The sequence below is a fragment of the Psychrobacter sp. TWR1-1-1 genome (assembly GCF_049895865.1).
In the GTDB taxonomy this organism is placed as follows: Bacteria; Pseudomonadota; Gammaproteobacteria; order Pseudomonadales; family Moraxellaceae; genus Psychrobacter; species Psychrobacter immobilis_A.
The window spans coordinates 93,380-112,749 of the sequence record NZ_JAFCTE010000003.1; the positions used below are offsets into that span (position 1 = coordinate 93,380).

Genomic DNA, 19,370 nt, shown 5'->3' on the forward strand with positions numbered 1-19,370 from the left:
TCCTCGATTAACCTTTAGCTGTCTCTAGCTATTATTCTGATTGTGATCAAAACTTTTAGCAATCGTTTGGTATAGGTGATTTACCTTAAAAGAGGTGAACGTTTTCACTCTTTTATAATAGATTGGCTACAGTAATTTTATGCCTGTCCAATCTTTGCTAGGCGGATAGTCATCTATCGACTTGCTAGCAATGATAAGCGCTGGGGCTAACTCTCGCAGTGGTAATAAGACAAAATTACGCTCAAACAATCCAGCGTGCGGTACGGTTAATTGTGGCTCAGTGATTTGTGCCTCACCGTATAACAAAATATCGACATCCAAACTACGCTCACCCCAACGCCGTATTCGTGCACGTTTAGCCTCTTCTTCTAACTGTTGACAGTAAGCAAGCAACTCAAAAGGCGGCAATATCGTCTCAAACCCAGCGACGGCATTAACAAAATCAGGCTGATCTTGCGGCCCCATAGGCGCTGAAGCGTAAAACGAAGAAACACGAACCGCACGTATTTGATTATGCTCTTGCATCGCTGCGATTGCCTGCTGCAAATGTTCTACTGGTGAACCCAAGTCGTTAGACAAATTGCTACCCAAACCTACGTAGCAGGTTACCCAATTCGCGTTGCCCGCATCATTAGTAATATTAGACATTGTCAGTACTAGGTTGGCGACGGCGACGTTTCGATGGGATAGGGCCTTTATTGTCATTCACGCTACTCGTACCAACATTACCGTTAGCAGCTTGGCTGGTTTTAGCAGACTTTGCTTCTGTCGTTTTGGCTGGTTTTTTAGCGCTTGCAGGTGTCATAACCTTCGTCACTTTTTTGCGCTCAGCCATTTTTTTAGCCGGAATATCTGTTTTATCAGTAGGCTGGGCTGCGGGCTTAGGTGCTTTTTTTGCATACTTTGCTGCAGCTTTAACATCGTTGTTAGTCGTTACTTGCATCTCTGTGTTACTAGCAAGATTTATACTATCTACACTCGGCTGACGACGGCGACGCTTATACGGTATCGGCTCATTATTCATACTGACGAGCGATGGCGATCTTGCTACCGAGCGAGCCACAGATGAAGGCATAACCTCTGACTGTGTTGCTTTTGGCTGCTGAGCTTGATTTGAGCGATCAGGTTTACTGTCAGCCTTACTACTATAAGAGTTGGCATCAGAACTGGCATCCTGATTTTTTAGTGCTTTCTCAGCCGATACATTCTTATGGGCAGGTTTTTTCTGCGCCGCCCCTTGACGACTATCAGGTTTATCACCATTTGATAGCTGCTTCTGCAATGGCGGCACGACTTTTTCGTGCTCAATTACAAAAAGTGGTGCCGGCTTGTAATGATGGCGTTTATTTGCCGCTTGGTTGCTGCTATTGGCAAGGGATAGCTGTCGTAACTGAGCAAGTTCATGGCTGTCTTGACTTACTTGCTGCGATTCATAGTGCTTGTTGTTATTGCCACCAGATTGCTTAACAAAGGCTGACTGACTGGCAGCGCGGCGACGGCGTGCTGGAATATTTGACGGGTCATTTACCATATTCTGATCATTCCTACCCTGCTCAGCAGTATCATTGGCTTTGCTATGCTTGGTATTTTTCTGATGAGATATTGAGTGATCGATGCTATTTGACTCTGAATTTTGATGATTACGCCCACGACCACGCTGCGCTTGTTGCCCTTTTTTATAGGCACCGCGACGAATATTTTCATCAAAATCATCAATGGCTTGCTGCTGCTCTCGTTCAGACAATGTCTGATAGGTCTGCCACCAATCGCCCATACCATTGGTCGACTCTGATAACGGATGCTCAGCATCACCGCATTGCTCACGCAATAACAAAAAGTCAAAACCTGCGCGAAAACGTGGATGCTCAGAGAGCTGGACGATTTGTTTGCTACGCGGGGCTGCAAGTCTTGGCTGCAATATCCAGATATCGCGGATAAACTGCTCTGCAAATTTAGGAATCGCGGTCTTGATACGTTGACGATCAATCACTTTACCAGCGGCGTGCATTTGTGCTTCAGCAAACGGCATATTGCGCTTTTTAGCTTTTGCCAACTGATGCAGATAGTTTTCCCATAATAGCGCGGCATAAAAGAACGCCGGATTGATGCTTTTGCCAGCAGCAATACGTTTGTCGGTATTAATAGCGACTTGATTGACCAGTGCACTCGGCTCAGATGGTGGATAGATAATTAAGCTATCAATCGCCCCTGACTCAAACAATAGCGGCAATAATGGCACCAGATAACCACCGGTAAACATTTTCTGGGTTTCATCATAGAGACGATGCGGTGATATTTGCTCAAGCAATGCCCAGTTGCCATCATGAAACTGATCGGCTAACTCGTCATCAAACTCAAAACCGAGCTTGGCTTTGAAACGTAAAGCACGCAACAAACGTACTGGATCTTCTTCGATACGCACGGGCGCATGGCCGAGCAGTCGAATGATTTTATTATCAATGTCGTCAAGCGCACCGCAAAAATCATGAACCACGCCTTTAAGTGGTTGATAATACAGCGCATTAATAGAGAAATCGCGACGAGAGAAGTCTTGTTTGATATCACCCCAAACATTATCACGCAGGATCATACCGTCTTGATTGGTATTAGCATCATTGGTTGGTGGACCACGGAAGGTAGCAACCTCAATCAACTCACGGCCTGAATACACGTGCGCCAACTGAAAGCGGCGACCGATAATGCGGCAGCGCTTGCCAAAGACGTCTTTGATCTCATGCGGCTTGGCATCAGTGACAGCGTCAAAGTCTTTTGGACGCAGACCTAATAAAGTATCACGCACGCCGCCACCGACGATATAGGCATCAAACCCAGCTCGGTTTAAGGTGGCAATCACTTCAGTAATGGAATTGGGTAATTCAGATTTATTCAGTTCTAACTGCTTGGCGGCACGCTCGGCCATGCATCTACTCCTCGCCGGTATTCTTTAACCACCCCTGATGAACACAGCGTTTATCAGGCGGATGTACCTGCTAGTTTAACAAATTTTGCGCCTAGTAGGTGTGTTATGACTGATACTTACGTGCTATTTTGTCAATATTGGGGTTAATTAAAGCAAAATACTGCCCTTAATCTTATACGCGTAAACGTCCTCGATTTTTCTCAACCGTTTTTGCACCAATACCTTTGACCTTTGCTAACTCATCCACTGTCTTAAAATCACCAAACATCTCACGATATAAAATAATCGCTTGGGCTTTGCTGCTGCCGATACCATCTAGCGAAACTAGCTCGCCTTCACTAGCACGATTGATATTTACAGTGGCTTGGTCACGTACTTGTATTTTGGCACTTTCTTGCGCCAATAGATATTCATAAGCCCTTTGAGGATTATCAAAACAAGGCGCAGCTTGAACACTGTTCAACATAAAAACCGCCAATATTAGACTGAAAACAGCCATATTGACCAAGCTAACAAACGAGGCCTTATGATAAGCGTTCATGACGATCGTTCATGTTGTTTCGCCGCTTCCCATAACGCATCCATCTCGTTAATATCACTATCCTCTAAACGCTTGCCAGCCGCAGCTAACTGTTCTTCAATATAACCAAAGCGTGACTTAAATTTATGCACACACGTCAGCGTTGCGGTTTCTGCATCAAGATTAAGTTTACGCGCCACATTCACCAGCGCAAACATACAATCACCCAGCTCTTTTTCAATATCGCTAATATTGGCTTTGCTTATGTCATATTCAGCAGCATCTTTTGATTTATCTATCAATTCAGCCTTTAACTCGGCAATCTCTTCATCTAGCTTATCAAAAGCACCGCTAACGCCTTCCCAGTCAAACCCTAACTTTGACGCCTGTTTTTGTACATCTTGCGCTTGCATAAGCGCACTGCCCGCTTTGGTATTGTCTAAACGACGTTTTGGTTTGCCTCGTGCCTCGCGCGCTTGCTGCTCTTCCACTTTAATCTCATCCCAACGAGCTTTTACCGCCGTGTCATCTTCAAGGGTTTCAGCCTCAAATACATGCGGATGACGACGAATGAGCTTTTCTTGTAAAGTGTTAATGACATCGTTCATATCAAAGCGACCTTGCTCCGCATACATCTGACAATGAAACACCACTTGCAGCAGTACATCGCCTAGCTCGCCTTTGATATCCTCATCGTCATTACTTTGTACCGCCTCGCCCAGCTCATAAGCCTCTTCGATCGCATAGGGAATTAGGCTATGATTGGTCTGTTTTTTATCCCACGGACAATCAACACGTAGCCGTGCCATCAAAGCCAATAAATCGTCTAATTCACCACTAGCAGTTGGCGTTCCTTGTGCTGGTGTAGGCGCTACTATTTTATTGTCGAGAGTATTCATAAGGGAGGCTCTTATATTTTTGCTTATCGTTCAATTTAGCAGTTAGTGTATCATTGAACCTTGATTGGCTTATAATCGTGCTATCTATTTTATTATTTTACCACTGCACACGCGCAAGGAATTTTATCATTATGTCTACGTCTGCGACCATTCGTTATCAGCCAGAAACTGCATTTAATCCCATTATTATTGATTCATTTAAAGCTTATGATATTCGCGGCGAGCTTGGGGTAAATCTAAACGAAGCCATTGCTTACCGTATTGGTCGTGCTTTTGCACAGATTTTATTTCAGCATTATGGTACGGCGGTTGAGGCTCATGACAATGATATGGTAAATCTAAAACCTGCCATCGTTATTGGTAGTGACATTCGTCATTCAAGCGAGCAGTTAAAACAAGCGACCATCGCTGGTATTGTAGATGCTGGTGTCGATGTGATTGACTTGGGCATGAGCGGTACAGAAGAGGTCTATTTTGCCACCAGTTATTATCAGGCATTGGGTGGTATTGAGGTCACAGCCAGCCATAATCCTATTAACTATAATGGCTTAAAATTGGTTAAGGAACATTCAAAGCCGATCAGTGGCGATGATGGTTTGGCAGAGATTCAAGCATTGGCAGAGTCTGGGCAATTTATTACTAAAAACCGATCAGGAGCCTTGCAGTTATTAACTGATAAAAGCGCTTATATCAATCATGTCATGACTTTTATTGATACCGATAAGCTCAAACCCCTCAAATTAGTGATTAACTCAGGCAATGGCAGTGCAGGGCCTGTGGTTGACTTGTTGATTGCAAAGCTTGCACAAGCTGGTGCGCCAATTGAAGTGATTAAACTGCACCATACACCAGATGGTAGCTTCCCCAATGGCATCCCCAATCCTATGATTGAAGCCAATAGAGTGGCGACTCAACAAGCTGTTTTGGAAAATAAGGCCGACCTTGGCATTGCCTTTGATGGCGACTTTGACCGCTGCTTTTTATTCGATGAACATGGTGAATTTATTGATGGCAGTTACATCGTCGGCATGCTCGCTCAAGCATTTTTGAATAAGCATCAACAACAAGGGCAGAATGAGTCAATCGTCTACGATCCACGTGTCATTTACAATACTGAAGCAGTGATTAAGGAACATAACGGTAAGGCTGTCATCAGTAAATCTGGACATTCATTTATTAAGCAAGTCATGCGTGACTCGGGCGCTGTTTATGGCGGCGAGATGTCTGCGCACCACTATTTCCGTGACTTTTTCTATTGCGATAGCGGCATGATCCCTTGGTTATTAACCATTGAGCTGTTGTCTGTCACTGGTAAGACTTTATCAGAATTGGTTACTGGCTATATTCAAGCATATCCAAGTTCAGGCGAGCTTAATTTTCGTCTCACCACTCATGATGCTCCAACGATTATTAGCGCTATTGAGGAAAAATTTAGCAGCGAAAATCCGACCAAATCAACCCTTGATGGCTTAAGTCTTAACTTCGGCGAGTGGCGCTTTAATCTGCGTACCTCAAATACCGAGCCACTTATTAGATTAAACATTGAAAGTCGTGGCAATGAAGAATTGTTAGCTATTAAAGTTAAAGAGATTCAACAGTGGCTAGCGACACAAGGTGCTGTACCAGCGTAAACGAATACGATTTAATATGGGTGATTTCGACTAAAAATCAAAAAAGCTCGCTGATAATTATCAACGAGCTTTTTTGATGACAGAAAAACTGAAATAAAGCTATTTAGACCGACCAATGCCCATATAGTCACCTACCAGACTATCGATCTGCAATCGTGTCAGTGCATTTTGCGCATCAAATACTGGCATCGCGTGTTGATTAAGCTTGGCAATATCTAGTTGATCTTGTGGCGACCAACTAATAATAAAAATCGCCTGTGCGGCACTTAGCTGCTGATAAGGATTATTAATCAATTGCAGTAATGATTGCTGCTGATAAAGCATGGCAAGTTCATCTTGTGCTTTATCGCTATACACCAAAGTACGAATATTATAAGACCATAATAACGCTAGCAATGGATGTATGGCTGAGCCTGCGGTACGTCCTGAGCCTGATTTATAACTACCGCCCCAAATCATCACCGTTTTATTGTCAATAAATCCATCAAAATATTGCCAGAATTTACGGAATATCAGCTCTTTTTGATCTTCGTTGATGTGCATGACTGACTGCAACAGCGGCATCTCTAAACTGTGCGTTTGGCTGGACTGTTGTAATTTAGCCAGCTCGGTCGGTAGTGTGTTACCACCAAAGCCCCAGCCCGCTTGTAGATAACTGCTACCGACCCGCGCGTCTAGCCCCATGATACGACTGACTTGCTTGATATCTACCTGTTGACTGTCCGCCAAGCGTGACATCTCATTCATAAAACTCACTCGCGTCGCCAGCATCGCCATAATACTGCTACGGGCAAACTCTATCGTTGCGATATCAGCGTGATGAGCGGCACGCGCATGCTGCATTAACGGCTTCAATACCTCTAGATGCTGGCTACTGTTGGCTGTTTTTTCACCAAGCAACCATAGTGAGGGATTTAACATTGAGCTATAAGCATCACCATCTTGCAAGAATACAAACGGCACATAGTAGACCCACGCGCGCTGCAAATTTTGCGCCAGTGCTGAGACAACCCCTAGTTTCTCAATGCCACTTATAATCACGGGTAGCGATTGCTGATGGCTATGGTTGAATGCGGTAATCCAGCTGGCTTCTGCCCATACTGGCTTGATACTGTCTAAAAACAACCAATAAAGCGCAACGGTGCTTTGGTCGTCAATCTTACTAATCTCATTGCTCTCATTGCTCTCATTGATGTGACGACTGTCGCTAAAATTTGCCGTTTCATAATATTGTATTAACGTGTCAGCGCTAGCTGGTAATGCTGTACTGATAATAACCTGCTGCTGCTCATACATCTGCCACAGTGCTTGCAAATGATGCTCAAAGCTGTATTGTTGTATTTGCTGCGTCAATAGCTCAATACCTGCATAAAGATGCACGCGCTGACCTAGACTTGCCAGCACCACGGCGCTAGTAATGGCCTCAATGCTATGACCAATAAGCACACAAACTTGCTTGCTTGCAGTGCTTTGTGGTTTAGATTCATGCGTATATTTAGTTGTATTGTCATTTATAGAAACAGCGCTCATGCGTTCACCTTTAATGATTATTGACTTAGTAGCAAAACGATCAAGACAGCTGTTGAATGTGTTTTAACAGCTGGTTAGTGGAGCTGTCAAACTGACTCTCACCTGCTTGCTGCTTGGCTTGATGTACGGACTCTGCCATTTGCTTGCCCATCTCGACGCCCCATTGATCAAACGGATTAATATCCCAAATGCTGGCCATGACATAGACTTTATGCTCATAAAGCGCAATCAGCGCTCCCAAACTGTGCGGCGTCAGCTCATCGATTAGCAATGTCGTTGACGGCTGGTTGCCACGGTAATATTTATACTTATCCGCAGCAGAAGCTACTTGAACCTCAGTCTCTTGAAGCGCGGCATTACCAAAAGCCAGCACTCGGCTCTGTGCTAGACAATTGGCTAAAGACAGCTCATGCTGCTGCTGTAATGGCGCGTTTTGCGATTGACCACTATAGCGGCGCACACAAGCGATAAAGTCACAAGACACCTGCTGTGTGCCTTGATGTAGCAGCTGATAAAAGGCATGCTGCGCATTGGAGCCAATCTCACCCCATAAAATCGGACAGGTATCATAATCAATATGATCACCGTGTTGGGTGACCGACTTACCATTACTCTCCATCTCAAGCTGGGTTAAGTAGCTTGGTAAATAGCTGAGTCGACCATCATAGGGCAATACGGTATGAGCATTCACTTGTAAAAAGGTACTATTCCAAACAGCAAGTAAACCCAATAAGACAGGTAAGTTTTTTGCAAAATCAGCCTGAGCAAAGTGCTGATCCATACTATGCGCACCAGCTAATAACGCTTTAAAACCAGCCATACCAATACGAATAGCAATAGCAAGACCAATCGCTGACCATAAAGAAAAACGCCCACCAATCCACTCCCAAAGCTGTAGCTGATGCTCAGGATGAATACCCCAAGCACTCATTTTTTCACTATTAGCGGAGATACCAATAAAGTGGCGGCGTAGCACACTATCTTCAGTACCTGCACGCCGCTTGGCAGTGGCAAGCAGCCATGATAATGCTGTTTTAGCATTAGATAACGTATCAACCGTACCAAAGGATTTAGATGAAATAATAAACAAGGTGGTCTCAGGATTGAGGTGCTTGAGCAAGTTATCAAGCTGAGTGCCGTCCATATTAGAGACGAAATGTACTTCAATGTCGGTATCTGCCCACTCATCTAGCGCGGTCGTCGCCATAAGCGGGCCAAGGTCAGAGCCACCGACGCCAATATTGACCACATCCGTGATAGCTTTACCAGAAAATCCGCGCCATGTACCACTACGGACACGTTCAGCTAAACGTGCTACTTGCGACAGACTATCATGCACATCAGCGACGACGTTTTGCCCATCAACGTCTAGTTTGGCAGACTTTGGCAATCGTAGTGCTGTATGCAAGGCAGCACGCTCCTCACTGGTATTGACCATCGCCCCTTGCATCAGTGCATCAATCCTTGTGGACAATTCACAGCTTTCTGCTAACTGCAACAGAATTGCCAGTACCTGTTCATCAATACATTGCTTGCTATAGTCCATATATAGTGCACCAACTTGAGTGCTAAAACGACTCGTGCGCTCAGTATCTTGCGTAAATAGTTTATCCAGCGACCATGGCTGTGCCGCTAATTCTTGCAATTGCTGCCAGTACTTAGAATTTCGAGCACTACTATACTTGTTATTATCTTTCGTATCGCTCATTGATTACTCTTCATTTGCTAATTGCTGCTTGGCAAAATAGATAAACGCCTGCATATATGAGCGCATATCACCTGCATCATAGCTGTCGCCACGCATGGTTGTGACATTCACGCCGTATTCGCTAATCAAGGCATCAATCGCATCGGTCAGCTGAATCTCACCACCGACCGAGGCTTTGGTATTGGTCAAATAGTCAAAAATTTGATTGCTAAAGACATAACGACCAACCACTGCTAACTTAGAAGGTGCATCGGCTAAGTTAGGCTTTTCTACAAATCCTGCGACTTTAAAGCTAGTATTAGTATCTGATTGCTCATCAATCTCAATAGCGTCGCTCAGCTTAGCAATACCATATTTATGCACATCTTCATCGGCAACATTATCGACCAATATTTGTGAATGATTGTCTTCAGCAAAAGCATCAATCATAAAGGCTAAGTTATCAGCAGCCATATCGCCAGTAAATGGATCAAGCACAACGTCGGGCAATAATACGGCAAAATCATGCTCACCAATAATGGGGCGAGCGACGAGTACCGCATGACCCAAACCTAACGCCTTGCCTTGGCGTATCATAGAGACTGTCACATCTTCTGGTAACCAGTTTAAGCTATCCGCCAGCGCGTCTTTACCTTTTGCTCTAAGCTGACTGTCTAGCTCAGCATTGATATCGAAGTAGTTTTCAATCGCACTTTTTTGCGCATGGCCGACTAGTACAATATGCTTGATACCGGCAGCAATCGCCTCTTCAACCACATAATGAATAGCAGGGCGATTGCCCAGTGGCAATAACTCTTTTGGTACAGATTTAGACAGTGGCAACATACGAGTGCCAAAGCCTGCAACGGGTATAACGGCATGGGTAATTTTTTTCATAATTTTTAAACTGTATTAAAAGAGGATTAAAAGAAAAGATATCTGATAAAGTCTAAGTGACATTATACCCATTCGGATTCATGCTCTGCCAATGCCACGTATCTTGGCACATATCAGTAATTGATAATTTGGCTTGCCACCCTAACAATACTTTCGCTTTATCGGCACTGGAATAACAACTGGCAATGTCACCTGCACGACGATCTGTAAACTGATAAGGAATGGTCTGTCCAGATACATCGGAAAATGCAGATACCAATTCTAAAACAGAAGTACCTTTACCAGTGCCTAAATTAATCGGTAAAAATCCTACTGGTGCCACTTGTCGCTCTAAATAATTTAACGCAGCGACATGACCTTGTGCCAAATCAGTAACATGAATAAAATCACGAACACCTGTACCATCAATAGTTGGATAGTCATTACCAAAGATACTGAGCTTGGGCAGCTTACCGACGGCTACTTGAGAGATATAAGGCATTAAATTATTTGGGATATCATTAGGGTCTTCGCCAATCTGACCTGATGGATGTGCACCTACCGGATTGAAGTATCTCAAAGGAATGAGATTCCATCTAGTATCCGATACGGCAAGGTCTTCTAATATGTGCTCGACGGCAAGTTTGCTTTGTCCATAAGGATTGGTGCAAGAACGTGATGAGCTCTCATCAATTGGCAGAATTTCAGGGTCACCGTAAACAGTCGCAGAGGAAGAAAAAACGAAGTTTTTGACATCATACTCTGCCATAACTTCTAGCAAGGTAATGGTACCACTGACGTTGTTATTGTAGTATAGCAATGGCTTGGCAACAGATTCACCAACTGCTTTTAGTCCAGCGAAGTGAATCACGCCGAAGAAATGATGAGATAAAAATACTTGTCTCAACATTTCAGCATCGCGAATATCGCCTTCGATAAACTCAATAGGCTGACCAATGAGAGCTGAGATACGATTGATGGCTTCACGACTACTATTAGATAAGTTGTCGTAAACTACAATCTCATAGCCAGCTTCATGCAAGGCGATACAGGTATGTGTGCCAATATAGCCCGCACCGCCCGTGACTAGTATCTTGTTTTTCATAATATCGATCCATTATTTTTCGAAGTTATTATTTTTCGAAGTAGGTATTCGTTTTTACTCGTAAATGCAACTATACTGGGAACGATAAAACATTGCCAACGTAAATGCCCCAATCATGACTATCTGCCCTCTCGCTATCAAACTAAGCCAGCCAACATATTATGAAATTTAACGCTTACATCCAACCGCTACTATTAGGTTATTATAAACATAATCGTCAGCCAAAACAGCGTTTGGCGTTAGTCGTTGGTATGCTGCCATGGCAAGACTTGGTTGGTGACTGGGTATTGGAGTCATCACATGTTCAAATACAACGACATTTTGATAAGCGTTACTTTGCTACGTGGTTAAAGCCATTTATCAAGCGTGTAAACCCTGTTATCTATATTTGGGGTTATAAAGCGCCTGAGTATTTTATTGATTATATCCGCAAGCAAGGTCTAGATATTTTCTTTTTAGAAGACGGATTCATTCGTTCTGGCCCTGATGATGAATCAGGCGCTCCACCATTGTCTATTGTAATGGATAGCCAAGCGCCCTACTTCGATACCACTCGCCCAAATGACTTAACTGACCTCATAGCAAACTTTGATTTTGAACAGGATGGCTATGATAAGACATTGGCTCAAGAGATACTTGATTATTATGTGTCACATCGCGTGAGCAAATACAATCATCAGCCTTATGTCGATATAGCACCAATATATGGCGTTAAAGATAAAAAGCGTATTTTGGTATTAGGTCAAGTGCCGCATGATGATTCATTAAAGTACGGCGGCGGCATTGGTATTACATTGCTTGATGTGGTCAATCAGGCAATTGCAGAAAATCCTGATGCACAAATTATAGTCAAACCACATCCAATGACGCTTGATGATCACTCTATCGTTGATGAACTCACTGAGCTAGATTGCCTAATCCTTAACCAGTCTATTCATTTGGTCGACGCGTTAGAGACAGTCGATCACGTATATACGATTACGTCTTTGGGTGGATTTGAGGCGTTGTTAAGAGGCAAAAAGGTCACCGTATTAGGGCGACCTTTTTATTACGGCTTATGCTCTGATGATATAAAATCAAACACACCGTTACTTTCTCAGCTATTTTATATCTGCTATTATACCTACAATCTTAATTATCACTAAAGTAGCCAAACACTCTTATCTAATTAATTCATACAAAAAGGTCATTCGATGAATTCCAAAAAAATCGCCATTATAGGGTTAGGTTACGTAGGTCTACCACTAGCTTGTGCGTTTGCAAAAAAATATGACGTTATAGGCTTTGATATAAATGAAACACGTATTAACGAGTTATCTAATAATATTGATAAAACTAGAGAAGTGACTAGCGAATATCTCAAAAACACTTCTCGTCTTACTTTTACTTCTGACACTAATGACCTAACCGCAGCAAACGTATTTATCATTACCGTACCAACACCAATTGATGATAATAACTTACCAGATTTGTCCCCATTGGTTAAAGCTTCTCAGATGTTAAGTAAAATTATTAAGCGAGATGATATCGTTATCTATGAATCAACAGTATATCCAGGTGCTACAGAAGAAGTTTGTATTCCTGAACTAGAGAAATCTGGTTTGATATTGAATGACGATTTCGGCGTAGGCTATTCTCCAGAACGTATTAATCCAGGCGATAAACTGCGCACAGTAGAGAACATCTTAAAAGTCACTTCAGGTTCAAACCCTTACTACACAGACATAGTGGATGAATTATATAGCTCAGTGATTACTGCTGGCACATTCAAGGCTTCCTCTATAAAAGTCGCAGAAGCATCTAAAGTTATTGAAAACACTCAGCGTGATGTCAATATTGCTTTGATAAACGAATTGGCCCTTATTTTCAACGAAGTTGGTATCGACACTCATGAAGTCATAGAAGCTGCTGCTACTAAATGGAACTTTATCAAGCTTATGCCTGGTTTAGTAGGTGGGCATTGTATTGGCGTAGATCCTTATTACTTGGCACACAAAGCATCATCTTTAGGATTAAATCCCAATTTAATTTTGACTTCTCGCGCAATCAACAACTCTATGAGTAAATTCGTTGCCGAACAAACCATCAAAAAGCTTATCTCATATGGGAAAAATATCAAAGATGCCCGTATTTTACTTTTAGGTGTTACCTTTAAAGAAAACTGTCCAGATGTCAGAAATACCAAAGTAACAGATATTGGTATTGAACTTGAGAAATATGGGGTAAGAATGACTTATTCCGATCCTTGGGTTACTGAAGAAGACTGGAATAGCCTAGATGTTGATTATATCGACTATGAAGATATTCAAGAGAATAGTTTTGACGCTGTTATTGTAGCTGTTAACCATTCAGATTTTGTTGGTGAAGATGACAGAATAGATGGATTTTGCACTAAGCCTAAAGTAGTCATCGATGTTAAAGGTGCATTAGTAAATCCAGACTGGCGTTTATAATAAATGAGTAAAATTTTAAAAGAGTTTGAGCATTATGTTCAAGCTCAGCAATACGCCCATGCGGACTCTCTAATTGAGAGTCTGCTACAGACTAACTGTATCGTTAGCTTGGAAAGAAAGGATGCACTGCAACTTCTATATCGAATAGGTTATGTTTACCCTGACTTGACTCTAGAGCTATGTAGTCAACGAGACGATATTCCTAAGCCATTTAAAGATACTTTAAGAATAGCTTTAGGAGATACCCCTCCTCTGCGCTTTTACAAACAAGCTGATACGCTAATCGCCATAAAAATCGCTCTTATGCGAAATAAACCTTTATTGGCAAAACTGCTAATTTATAGGTTTTATCGTCAGTATGGGCTACAATCTATAAACTTAGTTAAAAACAATAAGCTTACTATCGGCAATAATCGTAGAAAAGTAAAAAAAATTCATAACACTCAAAAAGTCAGTATTATAGTCACTACTTATAATTCTGCAGCTTTTATCGAAAACTGTATAGACTCTTTGTTGAATCAATCCATTAACAATATTGAAATCACTGTAGTCGATGATGCTAGCACTGATAATACTGTAGAAGTGCTCAAAAAGTATTCATCTATAAAAGTCATTGAACTTAATGAAAATCGTGGCACATATCATGCTAGAAATATCGGTATACAACTCTCATCTGGCGAGTTTATAACATTCCAAGATTCAGATGATTGGTCGCATCCACAACGCTTAGAACTGCAGCTAGAGGAGCTTTTAAAGACAAATACAAATATTGCCAGTTACTCGCATTTTTTTAGAGTTGACGAATTATCAGGTTTACCTACTTGTAGACAGAACTATCCTTTATTACGTCTTAATCTTTCATCAATGATGATATCACGTATAACTCTAAACAAATTAGGAGGCTTTGACTCTACAAAAAGGATTGAGTCAGATAAAAAGTTACTTCAACTCATAGAATCAATTTACAGTAAAAACTCAATATCATATATTAGAAAACCTCTAGCTATTGGGTTATATAGAGAAAATTCTTTAACTACTGCACAGGCTTCAGGATTCAATAAATACGGGTTTTCTACTGAGAGAATTTATTATGATTAGAAAGTCTAAATTATATGGTATGTATAAATAACTAGTCTTCACTTAAATGAAAATCAAATTTATATTTTTCAGCTCTAAAGTATTATTAGATCTAAATGAAATTGGGAAGGTATTATCCTTTTTTTCTAAATCAAAAAACACGCTTCTCTGCTGCCATACATTTGGAAGTATATCTATTCCATTTTTATAATTGCCAAAGATCTTTACATGAACGTAGTCAGTATTCACCTCACTTAAACATTTTATATCGAAAATTACTACTATCCTAGAATAAGATACACAACTCACTTGATATACTATTTTAGAACGATTTGGAGCGGTGACGAAAGTGTCGGAAATCTCCTCAGAAAAGATAGGTTTACTCTTTTTCTTCAAATTGTATTTTTCTAGAATAAATTTATGGATTTTATCAGCTACATTTGCTGCACCTAATGAATTAACATGAATGTCATCTTGCATATTAGTAAAATATTGTTTTTCATTATAATCTGTAACATTTATATAAGGAATAGATTTTTCCTTTGCTACTTTCTCTGTATTTTTATATAAAATTTTTCTTAATTCATTATCTTTTTTATTGACTCGAAAAAACGTTTCATCTTCTACTTGCAAATTACAGATAGATGCAAATATGAGCTTTATATTGAATTCATTACAAAAGTAAATTATAGAATTTAATATTTTCTCTCTTACATCTATGTTGTTTAGCTTAAGATCAACTTCTGATGCATTGTTTTTATTATAATCAGTTAAGTTAGAATAATATCTAGTTTTATTCCAATATATTTTTTCATGACTTAAAGGATATATCTCATTCGCCAAATCTCCCATAATTAAGATGTCAGGAGGATTTGAAGCGACTTTATTCACAATAACGTTGAATGCCTGTAGTAATGTCAAGCCTGAAATACTAGCGTTTAAGACTTCATAGTCATATCCTTGAGAATTTAGTAACACCTCTAATATAGAAGGGATACGTGCATTTTGAGACACATATAAATTCTCGTAAAAAGAGCCTCCTAGAAATACAATTTTCCTTTTCCCTATAATATGATTCCCAGTCTTCAAATATCCAGAGCCATCAAATTCTACGAAGTAGCCCCAATGTCTAATCATATTAGGGCGTCTAGATAAATATTCTGAAGATGGAATATAAGTAGCAGTAGTAAGTGGGCTAAATTCTCGTAATCTAATGTGTCGTTTCATGAAAATTGTTAGGTACCTTTTATAAAGTCAGAAATAGTATTGTAAATAATTTAATCCTTTCATAAATCTAAAATATCTAGCTTTTTAAATTCACCAGCATTTTTAATAAACATCGTTTGTTTTGAATGATCATTTTTAAACTCATCATATAAATTGCTTGTATCTTCTATTTCTATTTCTAACGGTTTTAACCATTCTGCAGGATGTGCAATACAAACCAGAGGAACATTCAGCTGCTTAGCTTCTATAGCAAAAAAAACATCGGCCATTCCTGTTTCCACATATTTATCTAAAGTAGGAACTAGTGTATCAGTATGGAAGGCCAACGCGCCTGTACCCAGCTGATTGACGATAACATCTACCAAATTCTCATTTTTGAAATGAAAAACCTCACGGTTTCTGAAGTAGCTTTGGAAGGGTTTGGCAAAGATTACTCCGTGAACACCTACCACAGCTTTCCTATTATATTTTTCAATCTTTCTCACAAATTCATTGAAATAGGAAGGAGGATAAATAATATCATCATCTATCAAGAAACAGTAACCTTCAATCTTTTCAACAGAAAATGGATAAATTTTTCCATTGTCTCTCAGATCGCCCTTGGTATTATGTCCAAGTATCACCTCTAAATTATTATACTTTTTTAACTCTACTGGTATTTCTTGATAGTTGTTCAAGTATAAATAAATTTTGTCGACGTTGCCAACAATAGAATCAATTGTTAACAGCATCTTTTCTTTCCTAGCAGGAAAAGATGCCATACAGGCAATAACTTTACTACCGGAACTACTATTTCTCTTAAATTCGATATTTAGTTTAGTTTGATCATAATGTATTAGCGATCTAATTAGTTTTAAATTTGAGTTATTTTTCCCATGTTCGAAAGTAGAAGACAGAGAGTTATGCGAGCCTAAGGAGTAATATAGGATTTTAGAATCTACTTCTAAAGAACTTGGACCTAATAATCTCACGCATCTATTTTTAAATTCAACATCTCCTCTTGAACGAAATTCTTTAAATAATCCAATTTTACTTATCAAATCTTTACGAAAGAGCATTGTGACAGGGCCATTTGAAAGTATCGAACTATGATTATCAATTTGGACATGGCCATCGATGTCTATGCGCAAATTAGTAACCATAGATACTTCAATCTTACTATTTCTCATATGGTTTAACTGATATTCGAGTCGCTGTGGATGTGATATATCATCATCATCTTGAAAAGCAATAAAATCACTCTCTATACTATCTATAGCAAAATTACGACATTTATATGCTCCTCCATTTTCAGTCATCCTTAGATATTTAATTCGGCTATCATTTTTAGTATTAATCAACTGCTGTATATCTTTACTATTATCCGAACAATCATCAACAATAGTCAATACTAGTAAATTATGAGATTGCTTTAGTATAGAATCAATAGACAAGCTTAATAAGGATATATCAGGATTAAAAGTACTAGTAATTACATTGATAATATTCTGGAACTCTGGATAATTTCTGTCTCTATTCACAGCTGTATTTAAGATGTTGTTATAAATTGAGATTATGGACTTATTACCTAAGGGATCAATCGGTTTGACAAAACTTCCTTTAAAACTGTCATTAATAATGCTAGTTAAATTACTATTATTACCAACCTGAGAAAATAAATATGCGAGTTGATATTTATCGAATAACATAGTTTCATGTAGTCTATCAACATTGACAATAAAGCTATCTATATTTTCTTTACTAGAATTACAGGAAATTAATAAAGAAACATAAATTAGGTCTTCAACACTATTTATCTGACTTATAAGTTCGTGAATAAAATCTTCATCATTGATAGACTTTTTAATTGAATAAGTATATCTTTGCAGTATATCCAAGAATCTTTTCTTAAACTTAGACCTCTTTATATTAAAAAATCCGAACAAGGTTACACGATCTAATCTTTTACCCTTAATTATCGAGTAGAGAAACTTAGCTAAAATAAGTTCATAGCTTTCTGTTTGGCTCTCAGCCCAAGTATAAAATTCTTCATCTAACGCTGGTATAAAAGCTTGTGGTCTCGAAGCTATAGACTCTAAAAAATGTTTTTTCTGATAAATACTTGCAAAGCTAATATTATGCTTAAATAATGTTTCTTGAAAAACATCCCATCCCAAAATTGAATTAAACTCTACAAAGAAAGCTGAAATCTTATCTAACTCCCCCTTGACTGCATAATCATTTAAAAAATTCTGAGCTAAAATCCTCTCTATTCCTTTATTAGAAACACCTTCATAATAGAAAAATATTTGTAATATTTCCTTCAAAATAGGTTCGAAATTTTTAAAATTATGTATATTATCTTCTACAAATTTGTATGTAATCTCATAAAGCCCCTTTAAATCAGACTTCATAAAAAAGCTTATTCTAATATTCTCATATCCTGCTACGAAATCTTTAACAGATAGTATAGTTGGTCTTGTATCATAACTAAATTTTTCATTATTAATATTTACAATACGATTTCTACTAAAAGAAGGGAAAGCTTGTTTTATATTTTTGAAATCATAAATATTTTTTTTATTATCTGCCAACAATTTAGTAAACTTTAATACCTTAGGAATGGTTTTTTTATCGGAATAAAAGCTATGAAACTCGATTATAATATTATAAGGTAGAACCTTTACCTTTTTCTTATCTTTAAAAGAACTTACTAATAGATTACCCACTCTATAAGAAAGTTGCTTTTTTATATTGTCTTTTTGTATTGTTAAAGTTTCGTTTAAATTTTTCTGATGTTCGATTATCTTATAAGAATTTTGAAGCTTTTTTTCTAGATATTCCTTATCTTCCGTGTAAATACTTTTCATTTTTTTTATTTTTTGAGTTTCTAAATATAGATAGTAATATTCCTCTAGTAAATTAAATTTAACTAAACAAGTATTTCCATTAAGCTGTTGGAAGTAATAGTCGATAAATGAAGTATCTTTTTCACTCACATTTTTAATTATATATGAAATATTCGAATGCTTTGAATGATAATAATTAGCATCAGTAAATGAAAATACTTTTCTATTAAGATCATTAGGGATTAACACTAGATCAGCTGATCTGTCCTGCTCAGCTGTATCTATGGAATTAGTAACTAAAACTTTAAAGCCATTTTTAGCATCTTTATCCTTGAAAAACTCTCTTATCGCAATGTAACCAATACATTCTACATCTTGCATATCGAAAACTATTTGTACATATTTTTCTTTTCTCAAAAAATGGTTAAGCTCTGAATAAGCTTGATAAAGGTAGTTTTCAAGTTCTGATTTTAACTCTATTTTATTATTCTCAATAAGATAAGTTATGAATTTTTTCATTATAAAACCTTTAGAATAAGCATAAAAAAAAAGACACCCCATTGTAGAAGTGTCTTCTTTATATTTCAAGGTCGTTTTAGTAGCTACAATGTAGACTT

General features: G+C 39.0%; 14 protein-coding genes. 4 read left to right on the forward strand and 10 right to left on the reverse strand.

The window, feature by feature from the left end:
* Positions 1 to 126 precede the first annotated feature (126 nt).
* The 4 genes from folK to mazG all read right to left on the reverse strand — a co-directional run bounded on the left by folK (position 127) and on the right by mazG (position 4,339).
* Positions 127 to 648, reverse strand: a complete 522-nt coding sequence (gene folK / locus ACP69U_RS04185) for a 2-amino-4-hydroxy-6-hydroxymethyldihydropteridine diphosphokinase (protein WP_426137902.1) — start codon at positions 646 to 648, stop codon at positions 127 to 129.
* Positions 641 to 2,920 carry a polynucleotide adenylyltransferase PcnB gene (gene pcnB, locus ACP69U_RS04190; RefSeq protein ID WP_426137903.1) on the reverse strand — a complete coding sequence of 760 codons (2,280 nt, stop codon included), beginning with the start codon at positions 2,918 to 2,920 and terminating at the stop codon, positions 641 to 643. Before pcnB ends, folK begins: the two co-directional genes overlap by 8 nt.
* A 172-nt stretch (positions 2,921 to 3,092) precedes the next feature.
* A complete protein-coding gene (locus ACP69U_RS04195) occupies positions 3,093 to 3,386 on the reverse strand; it encodes a ComEA family DNA-binding protein (RefSeq protein WP_426137904.1) in 294 nt (97 codons plus the stop codon).
* A 71-nt stretch (positions 3,387 to 3,457) separates the two neighbouring features.
* Positions 3,458 to 4,339: a nucleoside triphosphate pyrophosphohydrolase gene (gene mazG / locus ACP69U_RS04200; protein ID WP_426137905.1), complete on the reverse strand. Its 882-nt coding sequence runs from the start codon at positions 4,337 to 4,339 to the stop codon at positions 3,458 to 3,460.
* 131 nt (positions 4,340 to 4,470) lie between these two features.
* On the opposite strand from mazG, the gene ACP69U_RS04205 reads away from it, so the two are divergent.
* Complete coding sequence (locus ACP69U_RS04205) at positions 4,471 to 5,970, forward strand: phosphomannomutase CpsG (RefSeq protein WP_426137906.1); 1,500 nt, start codon at positions 4,471 to 4,473, stop codon at positions 5,968 to 5,970.
* 99 nt (positions 5,971 to 6,069) lie between these two features.
* Here the strand turns inward: ACP69U_RS04205 and ACP69U_RS04210 are convergent, their stop codons facing one another.
* Genes ACP69U_RS04210 through galE form a run of 4 tightly spaced genes read right to left on the reverse strand, consistent with a single transcriptional unit; the run spans position 6,070 to position 11,168 of the window.
* Entirely contained in the window at positions 6,070 to 7,500 is a 1,431-nt protein-coding gene (locus ACP69U_RS04210) for a UDP-glucose/GDP-mannose dehydrogenase family protein (protein WP_426137907.1), read from the reverse strand.
* A gap of 40 nt (positions 7,501 to 7,540) precedes the next feature.
* Positions 7,541 to 9,208 carry a glucose-6-phosphate isomerase gene (gene pgi, locus ACP69U_RS04215; protein WP_426137908.1) on the reverse strand — a complete coding sequence of 556 codons (1,668 nt, stop codon included), beginning with the start codon at positions 9,206 to 9,208 and terminating at the stop codon, positions 7,541 to 7,543.
* A gap of 3 nt (positions 9,209 to 9,211) precedes the next feature.
* Positions 9,212 to 10,084: a UTP--glucose-1-phosphate uridylyltransferase gene (locus tag ACP69U_RS04220; RefSeq protein ID WP_426137909.1), complete on the reverse strand. Its 873-nt coding sequence runs from the start codon at positions 10,082 to 10,084 to the stop codon at positions 9,212 to 9,214.
* A 52-nt stretch (positions 10,085 to 10,136) separates the two neighbouring features.
* Entirely contained in the window at positions 10,137 to 11,168 is a 1,032-nt protein-coding gene (galE, locus tag ACP69U_RS04225) for a UDP-glucose 4-epimerase GalE (protein WP_426137910.1), read from the reverse strand.
* Positions 11,169 to 11,329: 161 nt separating this feature from the next.
* On the opposite strand from galE, the gene ACP69U_RS04230 reads away from it, so the two are divergent.
* The 3 genes from ACP69U_RS04230 to ACP69U_RS04240 are packed head-to-tail and all read left to right on the forward strand — an operon-like array spanning position 11,330 to position 14,719.
* On the forward strand, positions 11,330 to 12,313 hold the full coding sequence (locus ACP69U_RS04230) for a hypothetical protein (RefSeq protein ID WP_426137911.1): 984 nt from the start codon (positions 11,330 to 11,332) through the stop codon (positions 12,311 to 12,313).
* Between the two features lie 48 nt (positions 12,314 to 12,361).
* Positions 12,362 to 13,621: a nucleotide sugar dehydrogenase gene (locus ACP69U_RS04235; protein ID WP_201580718.1), complete on the forward strand. Its 1,260-nt coding sequence runs from the start codon at positions 12,362 to 12,364 to the stop codon at positions 13,619 to 13,621.
* A 3-nt stretch (positions 13,622 to 13,624) separates the two neighbouring features.
* Positions 13,625 to 14,719, forward strand: a complete 1,095-nt coding sequence (locus ACP69U_RS04240; RefSeq protein ID WP_426137912.1) for a glycosyltransferase family 2 protein — start codon at positions 13,625 to 13,627, stop codon at positions 14,717 to 14,719.
* Positions 14,720 to 14,761: 42 nt separating this feature from the next.
* Here ACP69U_RS04240 and ACP69U_RS04245 read toward each other — a convergent pair whose 3' ends face one another.
* Complete coding sequence (locus tag ACP69U_RS04245) at positions 14,762 to 15,925, reverse strand: SGNH/GDSL hydrolase family protein (protein WP_426137913.1); 1,164 nt, start codon at positions 15,923 to 15,925, stop codon at positions 14,762 to 14,764.
* A 59-nt stretch (positions 15,926 to 15,984) separates the two neighbouring features.
* Positions 15,985 to 19,272, reverse strand: a complete 3,288-nt coding sequence (locus ACP69U_RS04250; RefSeq protein WP_426137914.1) for a glycosyltransferase family 2 protein — start codon at positions 19,270 to 19,272, stop codon at positions 15,985 to 15,987.
* Positions 19,273 to 19,370: the final 98 nt, after the last annotated feature.